Origin of the sequence: Stenotrophomonas sp. PS02301, assembly GCF_029959485.1 — a bacterium.
GTDB lineage: Bacteria > Pseudomonadota > Gammaproteobacteria > Xanthomonadales > Xanthomonadaceae > Stenotrophomonas > Stenotrophomonas maltophilia_Z.
Genome location: NZ_JASCOO010000025.1, coordinates 1 through 24,769 on the forward strand (window position 1 = coordinate 1; position 24,769 = coordinate 24,769).

A 24,769-nucleotide genomic window follows, 5' to 3' on the forward strand; every position below is an offset into this window, starting at 1 on the left:
GGCTCCTCCTGGTCTCCGATGGTCGCGGGGAGCCGGCCAGCGGCCGGCACTACCGTTTGTTGTCCTCTCGGCGCTATGGTCTGACGCTTCCCATCCAAGGTGAGGCGTCATGACGTTGCGCAGTCTGTCTTTGCTGGTTTCGCTGGCGTTGTGCACGCCACTGGCCGCCCACGCGATCGAATTCACCCCGCAGGAACTGGCCAGGGCATCTACGCTGCAGCACCGGCTGCTGACCTTGGACAGCCACCTCGACACGCCGGCCAACTTCCACCGCGACGGCTTCGACATCACCCAGCGGCACGACCATAACGCGCTGTCGCAGGTGGATTACCCGCGCATGGTCGAAGGCGCGCTCGACGGCGGCTTCTGGGCGATCTACACCGACCAGGGCGACCGCAGCGCGCAGGCGCACCAGCATGATCGTGATGCCGGCCTGCTGCGGCTGACCGAGATCCGCGAGATGCTCGCCGCGCATCCGGACACCTTCCAGCTCGCGCTGACCGCCGCCGATGCCGCGCGCATCAAGGCCGCCGGCAAGCGCGTGGTCTACATCAGCATGGAGAACGCCAGCCCGCTGGTCGACGACCCCACGTTGCTCAGCTACTACCACCTGGCCGGCCTGCGCCTGCTCAGCACGGTGCACTTCGCCAACAACGAGTTCGCCGATTCGGCTACCGATCCCAAGGGTGCCGAGTGGAAGGGCCTGAGTCCGGCCGGCAAGGCGCTGGTGGATGAAGCGGTGCGGCTGGGTATCGTCATCGATCAGTCGCATGCCGCCGATGCGGTGTTCGATGATCTGATCGAGCGCATGCCGGTGCCGTTCGTGCTTTCGCACAGCTCGGCCAAGGCGATCTACAACCATCCGCGCAACCTCGATGATGCGCGTCTGAAGCAGCTGGCCAAGGCCGGCGGCGTGATCCAGGTCAACGCCTATGGTGGCTATCTGATCGACACCGCCAAGAGCGAGGCGCGCAAGGCGGCCGAGACGGCGCTGATGGCGCAGCTGGGCACCGATTACGACGGCATGAGCATCCAGCAGGGCGTCGCGCTGAAGAAGGGGCTGGAGGAGATCGACCAGCGCATTGCGCTGCGCAAGGCCACGCTCGACGATTTCTTCGCCCACTTCGAGCACATCCTCAACGTGGTCGGCCCCGAACACGTGGGCATCGGGCTGGACTGGGATGGCGGCGGTGGCCTGGCCGATCTGCCCGACGTGAGCCAGCTGCCGAAGATCACCGCGTGGCTGCTGCGCAAGGGCTACAGCGAGAAACAGATCGCCGGTATCTGGGGCGGCAATCTGCTGCGCGTCATGCAGCAGGCGCAGGATCACGCGGCCAAGGTTGCCGCCGCCGCGAAGCCCTGAGTACAGGGGGCATCACGCGCGCTGCCCGGCAGCGCGGCTTCACCAGCGCCCGCAAAGAAAAAGGCAGGCCCAGGGCCTGCCTTTCCCACACCCGGTCATCGCCGGCCCGGTGGCCGGCGCGATCTCTCAGCGCTTGCCCAGCACCGCATTACGACGCCCGTAAGCGAAGTAGGCGATCAGGCCCAGAACGTTCCAGCCCAGGAAGTACAGCTGGGTCGTGCTCGGCAGGCTGAAGAACAGGTACACGCACCCGATCATCGCCAGCGGGCCGACCACGTAGGCCAGCGGCGTGCGGAACTTGCGCACGCGGTTCGGCTCGCGCTTGCGCAGCACCACCAGGCACAGGCCCACCGCGGTGAACGCGGCCAAGGTGCCCGCGTTGGCCAGCGCGGCGATCTCGTCCAGACGTGCCACGCCGGCCAGCGCGGCAACCAGCACGGCGGTGAACAGCGTGGTGGCGACCGGCGTGCCGGTGCGCGCGCTGACCTTGGACAGGCCACGCGGCAGCAGGCCATCGCGCGACATGACGAAGAAGATGCGGCTCTGGCCGTACAGGAAGGCCAGCAGCACGGTCGGCAGCGCGATCACCGCCGCTGCGCCGATCCACTTGGCCGCGCCCGGGCTGCCCAGCTCGCGCAGGATCAGCGCCAGCGGCTCGGCGCTCTGGCCGAAGATCGTGTAGCTCATCGCACCCACGGCGGCCAGCGCCACCAGCACGTAGATGATGGTGCAACCGACCATCGAGCCGATGATGCCGATCGCCAGGTCGCGCTCGGGCTTCTTGGTTTCTTCAGCGGCGGTGGAGATCGCATCGAAGCCGTAGAACGCGAAGAAGATGATCGCGGCGGCCGCCATCACCCCGCGTTCCACGCCATCGGCGCCCAGCGACTTGACGAAGCCGAACGGCATGAACGGCTCCATGTGGCTGGTGTCGAAGTGCGGCATCGCAATGGCCACGAACACGGTCAGCGCGATGATCTTGATCACCACCAGCACCGCGTTGAGGGTCGCGCTTTCCTTGGTGCCGGCCATCAGCATGCCGGCGACCAGGAAGGTGATCAGCACCGCCGGCAGGTTGATGAAGCCGCCTTCCACGTGGGGGCCGGCGGTCAGCATCAAGGGCAGGTCGATCCCGAAGCCGTGCAGGAAGCCGACCGCGTAGCCGGACCACCCGACCGCGACCGTACTCACCACCAGCGAGTACTCCAGGATCAGGCTCCAGCCGACCACCCAGGCCACCACCTCGCCCAGGGCGGTGTAGCTGTAGGTGTAGGCGCTGCCGGCGGCCGGCATCATCGTGGCCAGTTCGGCGTAGGACAGGGCCGCGCAGGCGCAGACCGCGCCGGCGATGGCGAAGGAAATCAGCACCGCGGGGCCGGCCAGGTTCGCGCCGACACCGATCAGGGTGTAGATGCCGGTGCCGACGATGGCGCCGATGCCCAGCGCGATCAGGTGCGGCCAACTCAGGGTCGGGATCAGTTGCCTGCCGGCTTCATGGACGGTGACGGTGTCTAGGGACTTGCGCCGGAGCAATGACATGGGGCCTCGCGGTGGATGACTGTGAACGACAAGTCTGCGAGTTTTACCGAACGCGGCGCAGCATTACTACTGCCAAGCGTCGTAAGCGGCTGCACGGCCCGCATGACTGAGGCGAAGGTGACGAAAGCGGCACAAAGGCCGGACGCTCATTCCCAGTGGCAGCCGGTGTCGGTGATCGCCTCGAAGTCTTCGCCGAAGGCGGTCTGCTGGCCGGTGCGCGCGTTGGTGTAGGAGAAGCCATAGATGCGCGCGCCTTGGGTGCTGATCGCGTAGTGGCCAATGACCTTGCCGTCCAGGTGCTCGTCCCACACCGTGTCGAACTGCCACGGGCGGTCTTCGGCCAGCACCGTGCTCTCCTGCGAGGCCAGGGTCAGCCGCAGCCACGCGGTCTTGCCGGCGTAACGCACATGGCTGACCCGCTCACCGTCCGCGGTGCCCTCGGGGAGTTTCCATTCGAGGTGGATCTGCTGGCGGCTGCCGCCGGTCAGGCAGCGGATCTCATCGGCGTGCGCCGGCGCGATGGCCAGCAGCAGCAACAGCGGGGCGAGCCAGCGCATGGGGCAGGGTCCATCCAAAGAGAAAGAGGGCCATTGTCCTCCTCACGCAGGGTTAGCGACGCGTCGGCCGGATCGAACATGCCGATCCGGCCGGTGGACATCAGCGGTTCAACGTCGCCATGGCCGCAGGGGCATAGCGCGGGCCGGCGGCGGCATGGGCCGGGAAGATCGCATCGATCCGGGCCAGTTCGTCGGCACTGAGCTGCACCTGCAGCGCGCCGAGGTTTTCTTCCAGATAGGCCAACCGCTTGGTGCCCGGGATCGGCACCAGGTCCTCGCCCTGCGCCAGCACCCAGGCCAGGGCCAGCTGCCCGGGCGTCACGCCCTGGGTCGCGGCCATTGCGGTCACCGCATCCACCAGGGCCAGGTTGCGCTCGAAGTTCTCGCCCTGGAAGCGCGGCGACTGGCGGCGGTAGTCATCGGCGTCGAAATCGGCCGGGCTGCGGATCGCGCCGGTCAGGAAGCCACGGCCCAATGGCGAGTAAGGCACGAAGCCGATGCCGAGCTCGCGCACCGTCGCCAGTACACCGTTGTCTTCCGGATCGCGCGACCACAGCGAGTACTCGGTCTGCACCGCGGTGATCGGATGCACCGCATGGGCGCGGCGGATCGTGCCGGCCGAGGCTTCGGAGAGGCCGAGGAAGCGCACCTTGCCCTGTTCGACCAACCGCGCCATCGCCCCCACGGTGTCTTCGATCGGCACCGTGCCGTCCACGCGGTGCTGGTAGTACAGGTCGATGTGGTCCACGCCGAGACGCTGCAGGCTGGCCTCGCAGGCGGCGATCACGTACTCCGGGCGGCCATCGACGCTGCGCGCGGCGGTATCGCTCGGCTCCAGCTTGATCCCGAACTTGGTGGCGAGGAACACCTGGTCGCGGCGGTCGGCGATCGCCTTGCCGACCAGCACCTCGTTGGTGTGCGGACCGTACATGTCGGCGGTGTCGAGCAGGGTGACGCCGCGCTCCAGCGCGCGGTGGATGACCGCGATCGCGTCGGCATCGCTGCCGCGGCCGCCATAGAACGCGCTCATGCCCATGCAGCCCAGGCCGAGCGCGGAAACGGTGGGGCCATCACGGCCAAGGGTGCGGGTCTGCATGCGGTACTCCGGGGAAGGGAAGGAACAGGACCAGCATCCTCCTGCGGACTATGTGGATAAACTGGCTGCTCCTGCATCGTCCTTGAAGCCAGCCTTCACAATGAGCGCTCAGCATCCTCTGCCCGCCGTGGTTGCCTTCGCCCGCGTCGCGCACCATGCCAGCTTCACCCGGGCCGCCGACGAGCTGGGCGTATCGCCCTCGGCGCTCTCGCAGACGGTGCGCGCGCTGGAGGCCCACCTTGGCGTGCGGCTGCTGCAACGGACCACGCGCCGGGTCGGCCTGACCGAGCAGGGCGCGCGCTTCCTGGCGCAGGTACGTGAGGGCCTGGCCCGGATCGATGCCGCGTTCGACGACCTGGACCAGCTGCGCGATGTCCCCGCCGGCAAACTGCGCATCAACGTGCCGAGGATCGCTGCCGAACTGCTGGTGCTGCCGCACCTGCCCGGCTTCCTGGCGCGTTATCCACAGATCGAGGTGGAGCTGTTCGTGGAGACCGCGCTGACCGATCTGGTCGCTGGGGGCTTTGACGCGGGGATCCGCTTGGGCGAAAGCCTGGCCCGCGGCATGATCGCAGTGCCGATCGGGCCGCTGGAACGCCAGGTGGTGGTGGCCACGCCGGATTATCTGGCCATGCATGGCGTGCCCGTGACCCCGGCCGACCTGGTCGGGCACGAGTGCATCGTGCACCGGCTCAGCACCGGACGGCGGATGGCGTGGGAGTTCACCGGCGAGGGGCGCGATTTCGAGGTCGAGGTCGCGGGCCGGCTGGTGTTCAACGACGCCGGGCTGATCCATGCCGCTGTCACCCGGGGCATGGGCCTGGCCCAGGGGTTCGAGGCGCTGTACGCCGGCGATGTGGCGGCCGGCCGGCTGCAGTGCGTGCTGCAGGACTGGCAGCAGCCGTTCGCCGGTTTCCACCTCTACTACCCGGCACGCGAGCAGATGGCACCCAAGCTGCGGGTGTTCATCGACCATCTGCGTGAGGCGATGCGGCACTGACGCGTGCGGCTCAGCCGGTGCCCGGCAGCAGGGCGCGTGCCCAGTCTGCCTGCGGTGGATGGCCCTGTGGATAGATCACCTGCGCATCCCCGGGGAAGCGCTTGCAGCACAACACGCCGTCGGCATCGAACAGACGCCAGCCCTGCGCCGCCGCTTCGGCCTCGGCGATGCGATGGCGCAGCCCAAGCACCAGGCTGGCGTGGCAGTCGAACAGGCACGCACGCAGATCGATCCGGTCCAGCGGCTGAAGCCCCGCGACGATGCGGGTCACGGCTGGATGGGCCAGATCGATGCGCCGGGTGTGCATGCCGAGCAGGCGCTCGTCATGACCGCTCAGGTGCTGCACGAAGTAGACAGGTGCCGGCATGGGTCCCCGCAGTGTTGTGCACGCGCCGGTGAGGCGACGTTGGACGATGGCGCCGATTGGACACCTCGCCGGTACGCAGGGGAATCTCAATGTTTGAATGAAAACCGAGCGTCGCGATGATGCTGCCTATCCGCGGCCGAACGCGACGCGCGCTGTCGTCGTGCACCACGCTTGCGTGCAAGGGCTCAGCCGCTCACGCCCAGCCGCACACCGAACCCGACCAGGAACACCCCCGCCACGCGCCTCAGCCAAAGCCCGACACGCGGGTGCTGCAGAATCCGACGGCGCAGCAGGTTGCCCACCCCGATCAGCACCGAGCAGTAAGCCAGCCCCATGACGAAGATGATCAGCGCCATGGTCGCAAACGTCACCACACCCTGGTGCCGTGCCGGATCGATGAACAACGGCAGGAAGGCCATGTAGAAGATGATCGCCTTCGGGTTGAGCAGGTTGATCAGCACCGCCTGGCGGAAGTAGTGGCCCGGCGTGAGGCGGATGCCACCTTCCTCGCCCTGGGCGCGCGGCTGGCGCAACAGGCCGATGCCGATCCACACCAGGTACCCCGCGCCGAGGTATTGCACCGCGTGGAACACCAGCGGGTTGGCCTTGAGCAGCGCCGCCACACCGGCCACCGCCAGCCACATCAGGATCTGGTCGCCCAGCAGCAGGCCGAACAGCGCCGTGTACCCGCCGCGCACGCCGCCACGGCCGGTGGCGGTGAGCAGGGTGAAGGTGCCCGGGCCCGGCAGTGCCAGGAACACCAGCACAGCAGCAACAAAGGTCCACAGATCCTGGATGCCCATCCACGGCATGGCGGTGACTCGACTACGGGGGAGGGGCATTGTCCGGCAGCCGCGCGCCGGGCGATAGCGTCAGCGCGCGCCGGCCGGCAACCCGGCAAGCAGCGGCTGCAGCCGTTGCGCGAATATCGCATGCAGCTGCCGGATCGCCGGCGAGAACTGCTTGCGGTGCGGGCACACCAGGTTCAACGGCAGGCTGTCGCCGGCCCCGCCCAGCAGCACCTGCAGGCGCCCGGCCTGCACATCGGCGCAGATATCCAGCCACGACTTGAAGACGATGCCTTCCCCTGCCACTGCCCAGCGGCGGACCACGTCGGCATCGTCGCAGACCATGTTGCCGCGCACCGGGATCACCGTGCGCCGGCCGTCGGCCTCGAAGCTCCAGCGGTCGTAGGCCCGCCCAGCGAGTTGATAGAGCAGGCAGTGGTGCTCCTTCAGCGCCTCCAGGCTGTCCGGCGCACCGTGCCGGGCCAGGTAATCCGGTGACGCGGCCAGTACCCGGCGATTGCCGGGCAGCAGCGGCAGGGCGACATAGCTGGCGTTGTCGAAGCGGCCCAGGCGGAAGGCGATGTCGACCGGGTCGCGGAACACATCGGCAACCTGGTCGGACACCTGCAGGCGCAGCTGCAGCTTCGGATGCGCGGCGCGGAACTCGGTCAGCCATGGCAGCAGCAGGTTGCGGCCCAGATCCGAGGGTGCGGCCACCTGCAGCGTGCCGCGCAGTTCGGCATCCTCGCCACGCACCCGGGCCTCGCCCTCGCGCAGCGCGGCCAGCACCTCCTGCGCATAGGGCAGGTACAGCGCGCCCTCGGCAGTCAGGCGCAGGCTGCGGGTGGAGCGCACGAACAGGCGCAGGTCCAGCTCGCGTTCCAGCCGCGCCACCGCCGCAGCAACCTGGCCGGGCAGCAGATCGGCCTCGCGCGCGGCGTTGGAAAAGCTGCCCAGCGCGGCGGTGCGGACGAACAGGGCGAGGTCATCGAACCGGACCATTTTCATTCCTGCTGTGAAAGTGCTGCCCGATTTTGCGCCTTTCTCCACCCCGCCGTGAAGCGCAGGCTGTCCGTCTTCCCCACTGGATCTCCCCCGATGAAAGCCGTCGCCTATACCCAGCATGGCCTGCCGATCAGCGACCCCGCCGCGCTGGTGGACATCACCCTGCCGATCCCCACCCCCGGCCCGCGCGACCTGCGGGTCGAGGTCCGCGCGATCTCGGTGAACCCGGTCGATACCAAGGTCCGCACCGGCGTGGCGGTCACCGAGCCACGCGTGCTGGGCTTCGACGCGGTCGGCATCGTGGATGCGGTGGGCGATGAGGTGACGCTGTTCCAGCCCGGCGACGCGGTCTTCTATGCGGGTGCGATCGGCCGTGCCGGCAGCAACGCCGAATACCAGCTGGTGGACGAGCGCATCGTCGGCCACAAGCCGGCCAGCCTGGATGACGCCGCCGCCGCGGCGTTGCCGCTGACGGCGATCACCGCCTGGGAACTGCTGTTCGACCGCCTGCGGATCGCCGAGAACGGCGGCGAAGGCCAGACCCTGTTGGTGATCGGCGCCGCCGGTGGCGTCGGCTCGATCCTGGTCCAGCTGGCCCGCCAGCTGACCCGCCTGACGGTGATCGGCACCGCCTCGCGCCCGGATACCCAGGACTGGGTCTACGCGCTGGGCGCGCACCATGTGATCGACCACACCCAGCCGCTGAGCGAAGGCCTGCAGCGCCTGGGCATCGCCGAGGTCAGCCATGTGGCCAGCCTGACCCATACCGACCAGCACTACGACCAGATCGTCGCGGTGCTCGCGCCGCAGGGTCAGCTGGCGCTGATCGACGATCCCGGCCAGCTCGATGTGATGGCGCTCAAGCGCAAGAGCCTGTCCCTGCACTGGGAATCGATGTTCACCCGCTCCAGTTTCAACACGCCCGATGTGCAGCGCCAGCATGAGCTGCTCGAGCGCGTCGCCGCGCTGATCGATGCCGGCGTGCTGCGCACCACGCTCGGCGAACACTACGGCCGCATCAACGCTGCCAACCTGCGCCAGGCGCATGCCCTGATCGAGAGCCACCGCGCGCGCGGCAAGCTCGTGCTCGAAGGGTTCTGACGCAGCCAATGAGACCGCCGCGGCCTACACTTGGCGCATGCAAACCGAATCTCTGATCCTTGGCGGCCTGGTGTGTGCCGTCCTCGTGCTGCAGCTGCTCGCGCTGCTGCGGCGTTCCGGCCATGGCGACCTTGAACAGACCCTGCGCGAGGAAGCGCGGGTCGGCCGCAGCGAACTGCGCGAGCAGCTCGAAGGCCTGGGCCGCCAGCAGGATGCCCGGCTGGAAAGTTTCGCGCGCGCGCTGACCGATCTGTCCACCCGCACCGACCAGCGCCTGGACCTGCTGCGCGATGCGCTCGGTGAAGACGCGCGCAAGGCACGCGAGGAAAGCACGCTCAGCCAGCAGCGCACCGGCGACCTGCTGGCCCTGCGCATGCAGGAAGTGCGTGCGCAGCTGGAAGCGTTCGGGCAACAGCAGCAGGCGCGCATCGAAGCGTTCGGCCAGCAGCTGGTGGAACTGACCACGCGTACCGACAGCCACATGGCCGCGTTGCGCCAGGCCCTGGCCGAAGACGCGCGCCTGGGCCGTGAGGAAACCGGTCAGTCCCAGCTGCGCCTGGGTGAATCGCTGGGCCTGCGCCTGCAGGAGATGACCCAGCGCAACGAGCAGCGTATCGGCGAGATGCGCGCCACGCTCGAGCAGCAGCTCAAGAGCCTGCAGAGCGACAACGCCGAGAAGCTCGACCAGATGCGGGTGACCGTGGACGAGAAGCTGCAGACCACCCTGGAAACGCGGCTGGGCGCTTCGTTCCAGCTGGTCTCCGAGCGGCTGGAGCAGGTCCAGCGCGGGCTCGGCGAGATGCAGCAGCTGGCCACCGGCGTGGGCGACCTCAAGCGCGTGCTGACCAACGTCAAGAACCGCGGCAGCTGGGGTGAAGTGCAGCTGGACAACATCCTCGAGCAGACGCTCACCCAGGAGCAGTACGCGCGCGGCGTCAAGGTACGCCCGGACAGCAACGAGATCGTCGATATCGCGGTGCGCCTGCCGGGCCGCGGCCATGAAGACACGCCGGTGTGGCTGCCGATCGATTCCAAGTTCCCGCGCGAGGATTACGAGCGCCTGCTCGATGCGCAGGAGCAGGGCGACGTCGAGGGTGTGCGCGTGCAGGGCGCGCAGCTCGAGCGCGCGATCCGCATCCAGGCCAAATCGATCTGCGACAAGTACATCGCCCCGCCGCACACCACCGATTTCGCGGTGATGTTCCTGCCCACTGAAAGCCTGTACGCCGAAGTGATCCGCCGCCCTGGCCTGATCGACCTGCTGCAGCGCGACCATCGCGTGGTGGTGGCGGGCCCGACCACCGTCACCGCGTTGCTCAACAGCCTGCAGATGGGCTTCCGCACGCTGGCCATCGAACAGCGCTCCAGCGAAGTGTGGGGCCTGCTCGGTGCGGTCAAGAGCGAGTTCGGCAAGTTTGCCGGCATCCTGGAAAAAGCCGAGAAGCAGATCACCACGGTTGGCCGCAGCCTCGGCGAAGCCAGCCGCAAGACGCGCACCATCGAGCGCCGCCTGCGCAGCGTGGAAACGCTGGGCAGTGAACAGACCCAGGACCTGCTCGGCGACATGAGCGGCGAGGACGAGGACGTGGCCGGCGACGAGACCAGCCCCGCGCAGGAGTGAACGCCGACGCCGTGCATGCAGGTGATCGCGCATGCTGCGCGGCACGTCTTTTCCCTGCCGTCTTCAACCTTTCAAGGAACCGCCCATGCGTCTGACCCTGATGCTGTCCCTCCTGTTCGCCCTGGCCGGGTGCAGCAGCACACCGCCTGCCGATACCACCGCCGCCACGCCCAGCGCCGCCGAATGCACCGCCGCCGGTGGCAGCCTGCAGCCGCTGGGTCGCCTGCAGCGCGTGCAGTGCGTGGTGCCCTACGCCGATGCCGGCAAGGCCTGCAGCGCCAAGGCCGACTGCACCGGCCAGTGCCTGGCCACCGGCGATGCCGCACCGGGAACGGCCGCGCGTGGCGTCTGCCAGCGCGATGTCAGCCAGAACTTCGGCTGCCGCCAGCGCATCGATGGCGGTGTGGCGATGGGCACGATCTGCGTCGACTGACCGCCCCACGGCACGGCTATGCTGTGCCTCCCCTGATCCAACGCAAGGAACCTGCCGTGAGCCAGACCGTCTACGACATCCCCGTGACCACCATCGAAGGTCAGCCGACTTCGCTGGCCGACTACCGCGGCAAGGTGCTGCTGGTCGTCAACGTCGCCTCCAAGTGCGGCCTGACCCCGCAGTACGAAGGCCTGCAGGCGCTGTACGCCGACAAGCAGGCCGCCGGCCTGGAAGTGCTGGGCTTCCCGGCCAACAACTTCCTGGCCCAGGAGCCGGGCAGTGAAGCGGACATCCAGCAGTTCTGCCAGCTGGAATACAACGTCAGCTTCCCGATGTTCGCCAAGATCAGCGTCGCCGGTGAGGACACCCATCCGCTGTACCAGCAGCTGACCGCCGCACAGCCGGCCGCCACCGGCGAAGGCCCGATGCGCGAGAAGCTGCAGGGCGCCGTGGCCAAGTATCCGGAGCTGGTGGTCAATGCCGCCCCGGGCGTGCTGTGGAACTTCGAGAAGTTCCTGATCGGCCGCGACGGCCAGGTCATCGCACGCTTCGCCCCGGACGTGCCGGCTGACGATGCCCGCCTGGTGGCCGCGATCGACGCCGCGCTGGCGGCCTGATCGGCGGACCCGGAAACAAAAAAAAGCCCCGCTTCGGCGGGGCTTTTTCGTGGGGGATCAGTTACCCCAGTTCGGCATCGGCATCGCATCGACCGGGATCGGCGCGGTGTCATCGGCGTCCTTGCCGCGCGCGTGCTTGCCACGCAGGTCGTTCTCGATCTGGTAGTTGCGACGTTGCAGCCACGCATCGCGGGTGAGGGCGTACTCGTCCACGGCGTTGTCGCGGATGTCATCCAGCGCCATCAACTGCGATCGCATGTCCACCAGCTGCAGACCCTGAAGACCGATACGAATCTTGTCTTCTTCAATGGTACGGATCGGCGAGAGCGGAATGTCGCCCGCTAGACCGAACACGTCGCGCACCGTCCGCGGGCCGAAGAACGGCAGCTCCACATAGCGCGAGCCGCGCCAGCCCCAGGCACCCAGGGTCTGGCCGAAGTCCTCGCTGCGTCGCGGCACCATCGCCTTGCTGGCCGGATCGAACAAGCCACCCAGGCCCAACGTGGAGTTCATCAGGAAACGACCCAGGCTGTCCCAAGCATCATCCGGACGGCCCTGCAGCAGCTGGTTGGTGATCGTCACCGGCGCGCGCAGGTTGCTGAAGAAGTTGGTGACACCGGTACGCGCAAAACGCGGAACCACGCGCGTGTAAGCAGTAGCAAGCGGTCGTGCCACGGCGCGGTCGACCACGTTGTTGAAACTGTGCACCTTGCGGTTGAAGGGTTCCCAGGGATCGTAGGCCGTACTGCCGCCTTCACTGCCCTCCGCGGTCGGGGCCGGGCCACCATACAGCGCGGCAAAATCGTCCTCGGCATTGGTCGGTGCGGTGCCGCCACTGACTGGCGCGGTGGCCGGGTCGGCGCCGGCCTGCGCAGCGGGGGGCGTCGTGTCGGCGACGATATCGGCCGGTACGGCATCGGCGTCGGCCGTCGCGGTCGTCGGTGCCGTCACGGGGGCGACCTCGACGCTGACCGGTGCGCTGTCGCGTGCGGGTTTGCCGGCACAGGCGCTCAAGGCCAGCGCCAGCACGAGGAGGGGGAGGGTGCGTATGACGTTCATGTCAGCTCGCCGCAGAAAGGGCATGGAAATCCAGGGTGGGTGCCAACCGGTAGGCGGCACTGAGGTCGGTAAAACCGTCCGGGCTGCCGACGATCGTCGGTGGGGTCCCGTCTGCACGCAGGCGTGCGGCCAGCTCGGCCAGCAGCGCCAGACCGGCGCTGTCGAGCCGGCTCACCGCCGCCAGATCCACCTGCTGCACGCCGTCCAGCGCGGTCAGCGAGGGCCACAGAGCCGTCACCGCCGCGCGGTCGAGCGCCCCGCTGAACACCAGCGAGGTGCCGTTGCGCTGCACGCTGGCGCTGTTACTTGCCACGCGGGGCCTGCCCGGCCTGCATGCTGCCGTTGCGCAGTTCGGTGGCGACCTGCTGGATCGACTTCTGGCGCAGCGGGGCGTCGAACTGGGTCTTGAAGGTCTGCACGTAGGAGATGCCTTCGATCATCACATCGAAGATCTTCCACTGGCCGTTGACGTTGCGCATCAGGTAGTCGACCGGGGTCGGCTCGCTGCCGGCGCGGATCAGCTCGGTGGACACGCGCACGCCACGGTTGCCCGGCAGCGGCGACTCGGTTTTCAGGCGGAAGGTCGGCTTGCCCTGGATCTCGAGCAGGGCCGAGCCGTAGCGCTGCATCAGGTTGTCGGCCATCGCATCGGCGAACAGCTTGACGTCGGCATCGGAGGCGCCGCGGCCGTGCACGCCCAGCACGAGGCGGGCGGCGTAGTCACGGTCGAAGGTCTTGTTGAGCTCGCTGTTGATGAAGTCACGCAGCACGGCCGGGTTGGCCCGGAACTCGGTGCGGCGCTGCTGCAGCGAGGTCAGGATGCGGGTGCTGGCGTCCATCACGGCCTTGCTGGCCTGGCCCTGCTGGGCGGCAGCGGCCGCCGGGGCGGCCTGGGCGAAGGAGAGCGAGGGCGTGGCGGCGAGCAGGGCCGAGGCCAGCAGTGCCGGGATCAGGGTCTTTTTCATGGTTGCGGTTCCGTTGCAGGCGCGGGCGCGCCGTTGCCATCGTGGGAGTCAGCGCCACCGGTGTTGGCCGGACCGCTGAACATGTACTTGCCGACCAGCTGCAGCAGGTCCACCGCCGGCTGGGTGAAGACGATCTCGTCGCCGGACTTGAGTACGTCCGGATCTCCGCCCGGCTGCAGTCCGATATAGCTCTCGCCGAGCAAACCGCTGGTGAAGATGCCGGCCGAGGTGTCGGCGGGCAGATCCTTGAACTTGCCGTCGAGCTTGAGGGTCACGATCGAGTCGAACTTCTGGGGATCCAGTTCGATGCCCGAGACCTGGCCGATGGTGACGCCGCCGATCTTGACCGGGGCCTGCTTGCGCAGCTGGCCGATCTGGGTGAAGCGCGCCTTGAGTTCGTAGCCGCTGCCACCGGTGCCCCACCGTTGATTGGTGGAGGCCACGGCCAGCACCAGCAGCGAGGCCAGCGCCAGCAGCAGGAACGCGCCGACGGAAAATTCGAGTCTGGGACCGCGGATGGCCATGGGATATCTCACTGTTCTTTGTCAGGTGCCTGGACAGGTGTCCGGGCGGGAAGTCTTTGCGTACCGACCCACGGTCGGTACCTACTGGAACATCATGGCGGACAGCACGAAGTTGAAGACCAGCACCAGCAGCGAGGCGTTGACCACCGCACGCGTGGTGGCGACCGAGGTGCCTTCGATGGTGGGTTCGGCATGGAAACCGACATAGGAGGCCACCAGGGCCGCCGTGCCGCCGAAGATCGCCGACTTCAGCATCGCCACGCCGAAGTCGTCCCAGAAGTCCACGCTGTTGCTCAGCGCCGACCAGAACACGCCATTGTCCAGGCCGAGCACGTGCACGGCCTCGAAGTAGCTGGCACTGATCGCCAGTGAACAGAAGATGCCGGTCAGCAGCGGCACGGTCAGTACCGCCGCCCAGAAGCGCGGGGCAACGACCTTGGCGACCGGGTCGATCGCCATCAGCTCCAGGGCCTTGATCTGGTCGGTGGCCCGCATCAGGCCCAGCTCGGCGGCGATCGAGCTGCCGGCGCGGCCGATGAACAGCAGCGCGGTCAGCACCGGGGCCAGTTCGCGGTACAGCGACAGGCCGAGCAGCGTGGACAAGGCATCGGCGGCACCGAAGGTGGTCAGCGTGCGGTAGCCCTGCAGGGTCAGCACCAGGCCCACGAAGGCACCGCCCACGGCGATGATCGGCAGCGAACGTGCACCGATCTTGTAGATCTCGCGGGTCAGCTCGGCCAGGAAATCGGCGGTCGGCAGCGAGCCGCGCAGCACCGTCAGCGAGAACAGGCCGGCGCGACCGAGCGAGCGGGTGGCGTCAACGAACGGCATCAGGCAACCCTCGCACGCGGTGCGGCATCAAACGGGATCGGGCCGTCCGGCTCACCATGCAGGAACTGCCGCAGCAGCGGGTCCTGGCTGGATTCGAGCGCGGCCGGGCTGCCCTGGAACACGATGCCGCCGTTGGCGATCGCGATCACCTGGTCGCAGATCGGCAGGGTCTCGTGCACGTGGTGGCTGACGATGATGCTGGTCAGCCCTAGGCTGTGGTTGAGGCGCTGGATCAGGCTCATGATCACGCCCGAGGCGATCGGATCCAGCCCGGTCAGCGGCTCGTCGTAGATCATCAGCGGCGGGTCCAGTGCCAGCGCGCGGGCCAGGGCCACACGGCGCGCCATGCCGCCGGACAGCTCGCGCGGCCAGGCATCGGCAGCGGCCAGCAGGCCGACCGCATGCAGCTTCATCTGCACCAGGCGGCGCAATACGGGCTTGGGCAGGCGGGTGTGGGTGCGCAGCGGCAGCGCCACATTCTCGGCCACGGTCAGGTCGGTCAGCAGGCCGTTGCCCTGCAGCAGCACGCCCACGCTCTTGCGCATCTCCAACAGCGCGCGTGCGCCGGTCGGGATGGGCTGGCCGAACAGGGTGACCTCGCCGGCAACCGGCCGCAGCTCACCGGTCAACGCGGCCAGCAGGGTGGACTTGCCACTGCCCGACGGGCCGAGCACGGCCGTGATGCTGCCGCGCGGAACGGTCAGCGAAACGTCGCGCAGGATCGTACGTCCGCCGCGGTCTATGCGGACGTTGGACAACTGCACCAGACTCTCTTCGGAAACCGTCATGAGCGCCATTAACAAAATTCCAACGTTGTAAGATCGTGGTGAACGGCTGAACATAACCGAACTGCACCGTGCAGTATTGTCGCACGGGCAGGTGAGGGCAGCGCCCCGGCAACCAGGCCGTGGGCTGCAACACAGCGTGTCGGGCCGGTATCGGCCACGGGCTTTTCCGCGTCCGGACACCGGCCAGCGCTGCGTTCGTGCGCGGGCTGCGGCACACTCCTGCGATGACCGACGCCGCTTCAGACTTCCGCCTGTACCACTCCAACTCGCTCGATGTGCTGGCCGCCCTGCTGGCCACGACGCTGCGCACGCCCGTGCCGGGCCAATCGATCCTGGTGCCGGAGGTGGTCCTGATCCCGCAGGTCGCGATGCGCCGCTGGCTGCAATCGACCCTGGCGGCCGAGTATGGCATTGCCGCCAACCTGGAGTTCCTCACCCCCGGTGAGCTGGTCGCCCGCGCCCTCAACGCCAACGTGCCCGGCGAACATGACGATCTCAATGCCGAGGGCCTGCGCTGGAGGCTGTACGCCGCGCTGCGTGACCCGGTGCTGATGGCGCAGCCGCCGATGGCGGCCCTGCAGGCGTATCTGTCCGCGGCCGATCCGCTCAAGCCGTGGGCGCTGGCCGCCGAGCTGGCCTCGGTGTTCGAGAAGTACCAGGCCTGGCGCCGCGATTGGCTGCTGCGTTGGGAGGCCGGCGCGGCACCGAACGACCCGCAGGCGATCCTGTGGCGGCATATCGCCAGCGGCAAGCAGTACCGTGCGCGCCGCATCGATGCCTATCTCGCCCGTTTCGAGGGCGCTGGCCAACCGCTGCCGCAGGGCCTGCCGGCGCGGGTGTTCGCCTTCGCCACGCTCAACATCTCCCCGGACGTGCTGCGGGTGATGGCCACCCAGGCGCGGGTCGGCACGATGCACTTCTATCTGCCCACACCGACCCAGGCCTACTGGGGCGATCTGCAGACCCTGGGCGAGAAGCTGCGCAGCGGCGCGCCCGATCCGTTCGGCGAGGCGGCCGGCGAGAACCGCCTGCTGCAGGCCTGGGGCGCGGCGGGCCGCGACTTCATGGCGGTGCTGGGCAGCTACGAGGTCGTGCACCCCTCCGGTGAGATCGCCGCCTACGATGATCCCGAAGAGGACGCGCGCCCGGACATGGACGCCGGCGGCCTGTCCGACAGCCTGCTGCATCGCCTGCAGCGCGACCTGTTCCACCGCCGCGGGCAGCCCGCCGGGCCTCTGCGCGAGGCGCTGCGCTACGACGACCCCAGCCTTCAGGTGCATGCCTGCCATACCCGCCTGCGCGAACTGCAGGTGCTGCACGACCAGCTGCGCGGCCTGCTCCAGGACCCGCGCTTCGATCCGCCGCTGCAGGCGCGCGAGATCGCGGTGCTGGCGCCGGACATCGATCCCTACGTGCCCTACCTGGAAGCGGTGTTCGGCGGGCGCGGCGGCGGCGATGACCACATTCCCTATGCGCTGGCCGACACCAGCCCGCTGGCGGGTGAGCCACTGGCCGATGTGTTCGTGCACCTGCTCGGGTTGCCGGTCTCGCGCTTCGGCTTGAACGAAGTACTTGATCTGCTCGCCAGCGCGCCGCTGGCCGAAGCGGCCGGTCTGGATGCGGCGGCGTTCGACCGCCTGCACGACTGGCTGCAGGCCGCCGGCGCGCGCTGGGGGCTGGATGCGACCCATCGCGGCCAGCACCAGGCCCCGGTCGATGATGCCTTCACCTGGCAGTTCGCACTTGATCGCCTGCTGCTCGGCCATGCCAGCGGCAGCGACGGCGATATCGCCGGGGTCGCGCCGTGGCCGGAGCTGGAAGGCAGCGCACTGGATGCGCTGGACCGCCTGCTCGGCCTGCTGCGGGTGCTGGCGCGCTACCAGAAGGCGTTGGGAGAGGCGATGTCGCCTGGCCAGTGGCGGCAGCGTCTGCTGGCGCTGCTCGATGCGCTGCTGCCGGAGCCACCGCAGGCCGCCAACAGCCAGCGCGCGCTGGAGCGGCTGCGCAAACTGATCAACGAGTTCGCCCGTGACGCCGACACCGCCGGCTTCGAGGGCGACGTGCCGCCGGAGGTGCTGCGCGCGCATTTCGCCGGGGTGCTTGCGCAGGCCGATACGCGTGCGCCGCTGCTGACCGGCGGCGTCAGCTTCGGGCGGATGGTGCCGATGCGCCTGCTGCCGTTCCGGGTGATCTGCGTGCTCGGGCTGAACGATGGCGATTTCCCGCGCCGCGACCCGGCTGCGGGGCTCAACCAGCTCACCGCCGAACTGGGCACCGACAAGCGCCGGCATGGCGACCGCTCGCTGCGCGAGGACGACCGCTTCCTGTTCCTGCAGCTGTTCGCCTCGGCGCAGGACGTGTTCTACCTGAGCTACCTGGGCGCCGATCCGCGCGATGGCAGCGTGCGCGAACCGTCGGTGCTGGTCAGCGAGCTGATCGATGCCGCCGCCGAGTACCACCTGGAGCCGCCCGCGGCCGCCAAGCGGATGACCGTGCGGCACTCGCTGCAGCCGTTCGCCCCGGCTGCGTTCGGGGGCGGTGAGGAACCGCGACGTTTCAGCTACCGCCAGCAATGGCACCCGGCCGCCGGCTCGCTTGGCGGCGCACGGCGCGCGCTGGCGCCGTGGTTCGCTCGGCCGCTGCCGCCGATGGAGAGCGTGGTGGGCGAGGCGGAACTGAGCGTGGATGCGCTGCGTCGCTTCCTCACCGATCCGGCCAGCCAGTTCCTCTCGCAACGGCTCGGCCTGCGTCTGCCCGACGACGTGGACAACGCCGAGGATGTGGAGCCGCTGGTGATGGCGGCGCGCGGTGGCGATACCGTACTGCTGCAGCAGGCGGTGATCGAGGCCACCCTCGACGAGGATGCCGCGCCGTTGTACCCCCGGCTGCGCGCGCGTGCGCTGCTGCCCTCCGGTGCACTGGGGGAGCGTCAGTTCGCGCTGCTGCAGGCGCAGACCGAACCCTACGCACAGGCGCTGGCGCAGTGGCAGGCCGGTACCGCTGCCGGCAGCCGCCGCTACGAAGTGGATATCGACGGGGTGCGTCTGCACGGCCGAGTCGACGGCCTGCATCCGCATGGCCTGGTGCGCCTGCGCCCGGGCCCGCTCAATGGCCGCGCCGCGATCCGCCAGGGCCTGGACTGGCTGCTCGCCAACGCCGCCGGCGACCCACAGCCGCTGGTCCAGTTCCACGACGCGGGCGATGACGGGCTCGGCCCGCACACGCTGCCGCCGCTGGAGGCCGAACGTGCGCACGAGGTGCTGCGCCGCCTGCTGCAGCTGCGCAGCGAAGGGCTGCGCGCGCCGCTGTTGTACGGCCCGTCCACCGGCTGGGTGCTGTACACCGCCGCCGAGGCCAAGCGCGAAGCCGAAGGCCGCGCCAAGTGGCATGGCAGCGACCGGACCTGGGGCGAATCCACCGGCGCGGGCTACCAGCTCGCGCTGCGTGGCCATGATCCGTTCGCCAGCGCGGACAGCTACCGACACGTGCTGCACAACAGCTTCGTGGTGTTTACCGCGGTGCGCGAAGGCCGGGTATTCCCGGGCTTTGACGAGGAAGGAGCCCTGCGATGATCGACCACGACCTGCTCAACGATCCCTATCTGGCGCTGCCGCTGGAGGGCGTGCGCCTGATCGAGGCCAGCGCCGGTACCGGCAAGACCTTCACCCTGGCCACGCTGTTCACCCGGCTGGTGGTGGAGAAGGGCTGGCGCATCGGCCAGATCCTGGCGGTCACCTTCACCGATGCCGCGACGCAGGAACTGCGCAAGCGCATCCGCGAGCGCCTTGCCTTGGCCGCACAGCTGGTCGAGCGCGCACCGAGCGAACAGGACAGCCCGGAGGTCGTCCTGACCCGGGCGATCCTGCACCGCCAGCTCGCCCTCGGCGAAGAAACACCGGCCGCGCTGGCGCGCCGGCTGCAGACCGCGGCCGACGAAATCGACCTCGCCTCGATCTTCACCATCCATGGCTTCTGCACCCGCGTGCTGCGTGAGCATGCCCTGGAGAGCGGACACACCTTCGATCCGCCGACCCTGCTGCCGAGCGAACGCGCGCTGCACGAGGAACTCGCCGCCGACCTGTGGCGCGTGCATGCCAACGACGCGGCCACGGTCGATGCGCTGACCTGGCTGTGGTCCTCGCCCGAGGCGCTGGCCGGCGATCTCACCACGCTGATCAAGCCGTTGCCGTTGCTGCCGGCGCGACCGACCCACACCTTCGACGACCCCGCGCCGCAGCTGCGGCTCGCCGCGGCCGCGCTGGCCGACGCCATCGAGACCCACGCCGAAGACGCGCAGGCGCAGATCGCCACCGCCTTCGATCGCAAGGTCTTCGACGGTCGCCGTGCCAAACGGCCCAGCTTCGACAAGGCCTTCGGCGAGCTGTTTGCCGGCCGCAGCGCGCAGCACTGGCCGCGCGGTGACAAGAGCCACCTCGGCAAGCTGCTGCCGGTGCAGCTGCTGGCCTTCTGCAAGGACGGCATGGACGGCCAGTGCCCGGTCTCGCCGCTGTTCGATGCACTGCAACGCTGGTGGCACGCCGCCGACGCGCGCGAGCAGTGGCTGCGCCAGCAGGCCACCGCGTTTCTGCATGACCTGCGCGATGAAGCGCGTGCGCGCCTGGCCGAGCTCAAGCGGATCGGCCGCGTGCAGACCTACGATGACCTGATCGACGGTGTCGCCGATGCACTCGACGGCCCGCACCGCGCCACCCTGGTGCAGCAGCTGCGCGCGCAGTACGCGATCGCGCTGGTGGACGAGTTCCAGGATACCGACGACCGCCAGTGGGGCATCTTCCAGCGCGTGTTCGGCGAGTCGGAGGAGACTCGCGAGGCCGGCCTGGCACCGGCATTGTTCCTGATCGGCGATCCCAAGCAGGCGATCTACGGTTTCCGCGGCGGCGATATCCACACCTACCTCAAGGCCAAGCGGCAGGCCGATGCCGCGCCCGCGCTGGACCGAAACTTCCGCTCGCGCCCGGCGGTGCTGCACGCGACCGAAGCGCTGTACGCCAATGCCGGCGAACGCGCCTTCCTCGAAGCCGACATCGCCTTCGAGCCGGTGCACCCCGGCAGCACCCGCGTGGATGCGGATTTCCTGCGCGACGGGATTCCCGCACCCGGCTTGACCGTGCGCGTGCTGCACAACACCGAGGCCGGCGATCTCAAGGCCGATCCCTCGCGCCAGCAGGCCAGCGACGCCTGCGTGGCCGCGATCCACCAGATCCTCAGTGAGGCCCGGCAAGGGCGCGCGCTGCTGCGCGACGTGCCGGTACAACCCGGCGACATCGCGGTCCTGGTGCGCTCGCACAAGGAGGCCACGCGCATCCAGCAGGCGCTCGGTGCGGTGGGTATTCCCGCCGTCGCCGCGGGCAAGCAGAGCCTGTACGCCACACCCGAAGCGCACGACCTGCGCCTGCTGTTGCTGGCCCTGCTGCAACCGGCCGATGAAGGACGGCTGCGCGCGGCGCTGTCGACCGTGTTGCTTGGCGAAGATGCCGAGGCGATCGATGCGCTGGAGCGTGAAGGGGATGCACAACGCTCGTTCCAGGTGCGACTGCTGGAATGGCGTGAGCGCTGGCAGCGCGGCGGCCCGTTCGCGGTGATCGCCGATCTGTGTGCCGAGCACGCCGAGCGCCTGCTCGGCCTGCTCGATGGCGAGCGCCGCTTGACCAACTACCTGCAGCTGGGCGAACTGCTGCAGCAGGCGGCCGGGCAGACGCTGGGCATGCACGGCCTGCTCGACTGGCTGCAGGTGCAGATGGCGCACGCCGACCAGAACGACGAACAGCAGCTGCTGCGCCTGGAATCGGATGCGCGCCGCGTGCAGATCATCACCCTGCACAAGAGCAAAGGCCTGGAGTATCCGCTGGTGTTCCTGCCGTTCGTGGGCATCGGGGGTGGCGCGCCGAACACCGAGGCCAACTGCACGGTGTACGCCAATGGCCGCCGTGAACTGCACTGGAAGCTGGACAAGGACGACAGCTGGAGCGCGGCCAGCACGCGCAGCGCGCAGGAACAGGAGGCCGAAGACGCGCGCCTGCTCTACGTCGGGTTGACCCGCGCCGAGCACGCGCTGTGGATCGCCGCGGGTGATCTGGCCGGCCTGGCGAAGACCCGCCTGGCACCGATGCTGTCCAACATGGCCGCCCTGCGTGACCACCCGGACATCGCCGTGATCGAAGGCCCGGTGGAGACCCGGCCGGCACAGCTCGCCTTCGAACGCGAGGGCGAACTGCCGCCGGTACGCGCGCTCACCCGCCGCGTGCCGCACGATTGGTGGGTGTACAGCTTCACCCAGCTGGCGCATGCCGACGCCGGCCACGACACCGATGCCGCCGCGACCGAAGTGCCGGCCCCCGCGGCCGACGAACCGGCCGGCGTGGACCTCACCCTGGACGCCGAGCAACCGGCCGTGGCCAGCGACGAGATCGACCCGCGTTTCATGGGCAGCCGCTTTGGCAATGTGCTGCACGATGCGCTGGAGAACACCGATTTCGCGCTGTGGGGCGGCTGGCAGGCCGGGCAGCCGGCACCCGGCGAGGACGCCGAGGTCCTGCGTGCTTCGCTGCGCGCCGAAGGCTATGCCGAGGAAGATCTGGACGATGGCGTGGCCATGTTGACCGCGCTGGTCGGCCAGACCTTGACCGTGCCCCTGCCGGAAGGCGGCGCACTGCACGACCTGCCGGCCGATGCACGCCGTGCCGAGATCGAGTTCCACTTCGCGATGCAGCCGACCGCCGTTCCAGCGCTGCTGAGCCTGCTGCACGCGCACGGACTGGTGCGTGACCGCCATGGCTTCGGCACACGCCGGCGGCTGGAAGGCCTGATGACCGGCAAGATCGACCTCACCTACGTGCGCGCGGACCGCTGGTACGTGCTTGATTACAAATCCAATCGCCTGCCCGGCTACGACGCAGCCCGGCTGGCCAGCGCCATGCAACACAGCGAATACGACCTGCAGGCACTGATCTACACCGTGGCGCTGCACCGCTGGCTGCGCTTCCGGCTGGGCGCGCAGTACGATTACACGCGCGACATGGGCGGCATCCGCTACCTGTTCTGCCGCGGCCTGGACGCCGGCCGCGAGGACAGCCCCGGCCTGTATGCGCATCGCTTCGATCCGGCCCTCGTGGATGCGCTGGATGCGCTGTTCGCCGGTGGCGAACACGCCCAGGCCCGCATGGCCGCCCGCGCACGGGGGGACGCATGAGCCTGCTCACCACGCTGTACCGCGGCAATGCGCTGCGCACACTCGATCACGCGCTGGCGCAAAGCCTGCGCCGGCTGCGCCCGGACACGCCCGAGGCGGTGCTGCTCGGTGCTGCACTGGCGTCGCTGGCGGTCTCGGAAGGCCATGCCGGCCTGGATCCGAGCCAGCCGCAGCGGCTGATCGATGCCGAGATCGAGTGGCCCGCGCCCGAGGGTTGGTTGGCGCAGCTGCGCAGCTCGCCGTGGGTGGAGGTGCCGGATGCAGATGACGCGGTCTCCGGCGATGCACCGCTGGTGTTGGAGAACGGGCTGCTCTATCTGCGCCGCTACCGCGAATACGAGCGGCGGCTTGCCGCGGGCCTGCAACGCATCGCCACGCATCCGCTGGCCGAGGCCGATCCCGGTACCTTGGCCACGCTGTTCGGCCAGCTGTTCCCGCAGGCGCGCGAGGGGATGGATCACCAGGCCCGTGCGGCGGCCGTCGCCCTGTGCCATCCGCTGGTGCTGGTGACCGGCGGCCCCGGCACCGGCAAGACCACCACCATCGCGCGGCTGCTGGTACTGCTGGCCGCACAGGCGGTGCAGGCGGACCAGGCATTGCCACGGGTCGCGCTGGCCGCGCCGACCGGCCGTGCCGCCGAACGCATGGCCGAGAGCCTGCGCCTGGCCGTGCAGCGGCTGCGGCTGGTCGGCATCGCGCCGGCCCTGTGTGATGCGATGCCGAGCACCGGCACTACCCTGCATCGCCTGCTTGGGGTGATCCCCGATTCGCCGCGCTTCCGCCATCACGCCGACAACCCGCTGCCGTATGACGTGGTGGTGGTGGACGAGGCCTCGATGATCGATCTGCCGTTGATGACCAAGCTGGTCGAGGCGGTCGCCGATGGCAGCCGGCTGGTGCTGCTCGGCGATCCGGATCAGCTGCCCTCGGTGGAAGCCGGCGATGTGCTCAGTGCGATCCTGCGTGCCAGTGGCGATGGGCTGGGCACGCAGGCCGACGACGCGCAGGCATTACGCGCGCTGCTCGCGCCCGACGCGCTGCAACCGCTGGCACCGCCACGCCGGTTCGCGGGCCGGCGCGTGCAGCTGCAGCGCGGCTACCGGCAGACCGACGCGCTCGATCTGGCGCCGCTGGCGCATGCCGTGCGCGAGGGCAACAGTGCCACCGCACTTGCCCTGTTACGCGTGGGCACGCTGGCCGGTGTGCACTTCCACGAGGACCAGAGCGACCCGCTGCAGCATCATCGCGAGCACCTGCTCGGGCATTGGCGTGGCCTCGGCGAAGCCGCCGATCCCGGTCAGGCGCTGGCCAATGCCGGCCGCATCCGCCTGCTTACCGCCGTGCGCGAAGGCCCACAGGGTGCACGCGGGCTCAACGCGCGCATCGAAGCACTGCTGGCCGGTGTGCCGCGGCCGGGCATGGCGCCGGGCTATTTCCACGGTCGGCTGCTGCTGATCACTGAAAACAGCTACCGGCACCGCCTGTTCAACGGCGACATCGGCATCTGCCAGATTGACCGGCATGGCAGCGTGACCGCGTGGTTCCCCGGCGAGACGCCGGACCAGCCGCGCGGCTTCCACCCGGGTGCGTTGCCCGCACATGAGAGTGCGTTCGCGATGACCGTGCACAAGGCGCAGGGTTCGGAGTTCGATGAGGTCTGGCTGCAGCTGCCGCGGCGCGACAACCGCGTGCTGTCGCGCGAGCTGATCTACACGGGTATGACCCGTGCGCGGCAGTCGCTGCACGTGCTCGGCAGTGCGGAAGTGTTGGAGGCCGCGTTGGCGCGGCATGCCAGCCGTTTGTCGGGCCTGGCGGCGCGCCTGCAGGGCGGCCAGGGCGACGCAGTAGCCGACGCCGTCGTGACGGCGCCGGCCCAGGGGCAGTTGTTCTAGCCCCGCGTCCGGT

At 69.1% G+C, this 24,769-nt stretch carries 21 protein-coding genes; 9 read left to right on the top strand and 12 right to left on the bottom strand.

What is annotated here, in order from left to right:
• Window positions 1–109: 109 nt before the first annotated feature.
• Window positions 110–1,363, top strand: a complete 1,254-nt coding sequence (locus QMX81_RS08670; RefSeq protein WP_259260744.1) for a dipeptidase — start codon at window positions 110–112, stop codon at window positions 1,361–1,363.
• A 126-nt stretch (window positions 1,364–1,489) separates the two neighbouring features.
• On the opposite strand, the gene QMX81_RS08675 is transcribed toward QMX81_RS08670, so the two are convergent.
• The 3 genes from QMX81_RS08675 to QMX81_RS08685 all read right to left on the bottom strand — a co-directional run bounded on the left by QMX81_RS08675 (window position 1,490) and on the right by QMX81_RS08685 (window position 4,555).
• Window positions 1,490–2,902, bottom strand: a complete 1,413-nt coding sequence (locus tag QMX81_RS08675) for an amino acid permease (protein WP_282260621.1) — start codon at window positions 2,900–2,902, stop codon at window positions 1,490–1,492.
• Window positions 2,903–3,048: 146 nt separating this feature from the next.
• A complete protein-coding gene (locus QMX81_RS08680) occupies window positions 3,049–3,459 on the bottom strand; it encodes a hypothetical protein (RefSeq protein ID WP_259260746.1) in 411 nt (136 codons plus the stop codon).
• 100 nt (window positions 3,460–3,559) lie between these two features.
• Window positions 3,560–4,555: an aldo/keto reductase gene (locus QMX81_RS08685; protein ID WP_259260747.1), complete on the bottom strand. Its 996-nt coding sequence runs from the start codon at window positions 4,553–4,555 to the stop codon at window positions 3,560–3,562.
• Between the two features lie 100 nt (window positions 4,556–4,655).
• Between QMX81_RS08685 and QMX81_RS08690 the strand changes: the two genes are divergently transcribed.
• Window positions 4,656–5,555, top strand: coding sequence for a LysR family transcriptional regulator (locus QMX81_RS08690; RefSeq protein WP_282260628.1), 900 nt, complete (start codon window positions 4,656–4,658; stop codon window positions 5,553–5,555).
• Between the two features lie 10 nt (window positions 5,556–5,565).
• Here QMX81_RS08690 and QMX81_RS08695 read toward each other — a convergent pair whose 3' ends face one another.
• From QMX81_RS08695 to QMX81_RS08705, 3 genes are all read right to left on the bottom strand, one after another.
• Window positions 5,566–5,922, bottom strand: a complete 357-nt coding sequence (locus QMX81_RS08695) for a hypothetical protein (RefSeq protein WP_282260630.1) — start codon at window positions 5,920–5,922, stop codon at window positions 5,566–5,568.
• Window positions 5,923–6,107: 185 nt separating this feature from the next.
• Window positions 6,108–6,734: a leucine efflux protein LeuE gene (gene leuE, locus QMX81_RS08700; RefSeq protein WP_259260749.1), complete on the bottom strand. Its 627-nt coding sequence runs from the start codon at window positions 6,732–6,734 to the stop codon at window positions 6,108–6,110.
• 60 nt (window positions 6,735–6,794) lie between these two features.
• The gene (locus QMX81_RS08705) at window positions 6,795–7,718 is read right to left on the bottom strand and encodes a LysR family transcriptional regulator (protein WP_259260750.1); all 924 of its coding nucleotides are present in this window, start codon (window positions 7,716–7,718) and stop codon (window positions 6,795–6,797) included.
• Between the two features lie 90 nt (window positions 7,719–7,808).
• On the opposite strand from QMX81_RS08705, the gene QMX81_RS08710 reads away from it, so the two are divergent.
• The 4 genes from QMX81_RS08710 to QMX81_RS08725 all read left to right on the top strand — a co-directional run bounded on the left by QMX81_RS08710 (window position 7,809) and on the right by QMX81_RS08725 (window position 11,487).
• Window positions 7,809–8,816: a zinc-binding alcohol dehydrogenase family protein gene (locus tag QMX81_RS08710; protein WP_123730931.1), complete on the top strand. Its 1,008-nt coding sequence runs from the start codon at window positions 7,809–7,811 to the stop codon at window positions 8,814–8,816.
• Between the two features lie 37 nt (window positions 8,817–8,853).
• Window positions 8,854–10,437 carry a DNA recombination protein RmuC gene (gene rmuC / locus QMX81_RS08715; RefSeq protein WP_282260638.1) on the top strand — a complete coding sequence of 528 codons (1,584 nt, stop codon included), beginning with the start codon at window positions 8,854–8,856 and terminating at the stop codon, window positions 10,435–10,437.
• An 85-nt stretch (window positions 10,438–10,522) separates the two neighbouring features.
• The gene (locus QMX81_RS08720) at window positions 10,523–10,870 is read left to right on the top strand and encodes a hypothetical protein (protein WP_282260640.1); all 348 of its coding nucleotides are present in this window, start codon (window positions 10,523–10,525) and stop codon (window positions 10,868–10,870) included.
• Window positions 10,871–10,926: 56 nt separating this feature from the next.
• Window positions 10,927–11,487: a glutathione peroxidase gene (locus tag QMX81_RS08725; protein ID WP_088435249.1), complete on the top strand. Its 561-nt coding sequence runs from the start codon at window positions 10,927–10,929 to the stop codon at window positions 11,485–11,487.
• A gap of 57 nt (window positions 11,488–11,544) precedes the next feature.
• Here the strand turns inward: QMX81_RS08725 and QMX81_RS08730 are convergent, their stop codons facing one another.
• The 6 genes from QMX81_RS08730 to QMX81_RS08755 form a co-directional block, all read right to left on the bottom strand.
• Complete coding sequence (locus QMX81_RS08730) at window positions 11,545–12,546, bottom strand: VacJ family lipoprotein (RefSeq protein ID WP_282260643.1); 1,002 nt, start codon at window positions 12,544–12,546, stop codon at window positions 11,545–11,547.
• Between the two features lies 1 nt (window position 12,547).
• Window positions 12,548–12,859 carry an STAS domain-containing protein gene (locus QMX81_RS08735; protein WP_282260646.1) on the bottom strand — a complete coding sequence of 104 codons (312 nt, stop codon included), beginning with the start codon at window positions 12,857–12,859 and terminating at the stop codon, window positions 12,548–12,550.
• Window positions 12,849–13,511, bottom strand: coding sequence for an ABC transporter substrate-binding protein (locus tag QMX81_RS08740; RefSeq protein ID WP_121043669.1), 663 nt, complete (start codon window positions 13,509–13,511; stop codon window positions 12,849–12,851). Before QMX81_RS08740 ends, QMX81_RS08735 begins: the two co-directional genes overlap by 11 nt.
• Complete coding sequence (gene mlaD, locus QMX81_RS08745; RefSeq protein WP_019183994.1) at window positions 13,508–14,035, bottom strand: outer membrane lipid asymmetry maintenance protein MlaD; 528 nt, start codon at window positions 14,033–14,035, stop codon at window positions 13,508–13,510. Before mlaD ends, QMX81_RS08740 begins: the two co-directional genes overlap by 4 nt.
• An 81-nt stretch (window positions 14,036–14,116) precedes the next feature.
• Entirely contained in the window at window positions 14,117–14,866 is a 750-nt protein-coding gene (locus QMX81_RS08750; protein WP_019183993.1) for an MlaE family lipid ABC transporter permease subunit, read from the bottom strand.
• Window positions 14,866–15,654, bottom strand: coding sequence for an ATP-binding cassette domain-containing protein (locus QMX81_RS08755; protein WP_019183992.1), 789 nt, complete (start codon window positions 15,652–15,654; stop codon window positions 14,866–14,868). The genes QMX81_RS08750 and QMX81_RS08755 overlap by 1 nt, the downstream gene beginning before the upstream one ends.
• 224 nt (window positions 15,655–15,878) lie before the next feature.
• On the opposite strand from QMX81_RS08755, the gene recC reads away from it, so the two are divergent.
• From recC to recD, 3 genes are read left to right on the top strand one after another with little or no spacing between them, the layout of a single operon-like run.
• Window positions 15,879–19,226 carry an exodeoxyribonuclease V subunit gamma gene (gene recC, locus QMX81_RS08760; RefSeq protein WP_282260659.1) on the top strand — a complete coding sequence of 1,116 codons (3,348 nt, stop codon included), beginning with the start codon at window positions 15,879–15,881 and terminating at the stop codon, window positions 19,224–19,226.
• Window positions 19,223–22,864, top strand: a complete 3,642-nt coding sequence (gene recB, locus QMX81_RS08765) for an exodeoxyribonuclease V subunit beta (protein WP_282260661.1) — start codon at window positions 19,223–19,225, stop codon at window positions 22,862–22,864. Before recC ends, recB begins: the two co-directional genes overlap by 4 nt.
• Entirely contained in the window at window positions 22,861–24,756 is a 1,896-nt protein-coding gene (gene recD / locus QMX81_RS08770) for an exodeoxyribonuclease V subunit alpha (RefSeq protein ID WP_282260663.1), read from the top strand. The genes recB and recD overlap by 4 nt, the downstream gene beginning before the upstream one ends.
• Window positions 24,757–24,769: the final 13 nt, after the last annotated feature.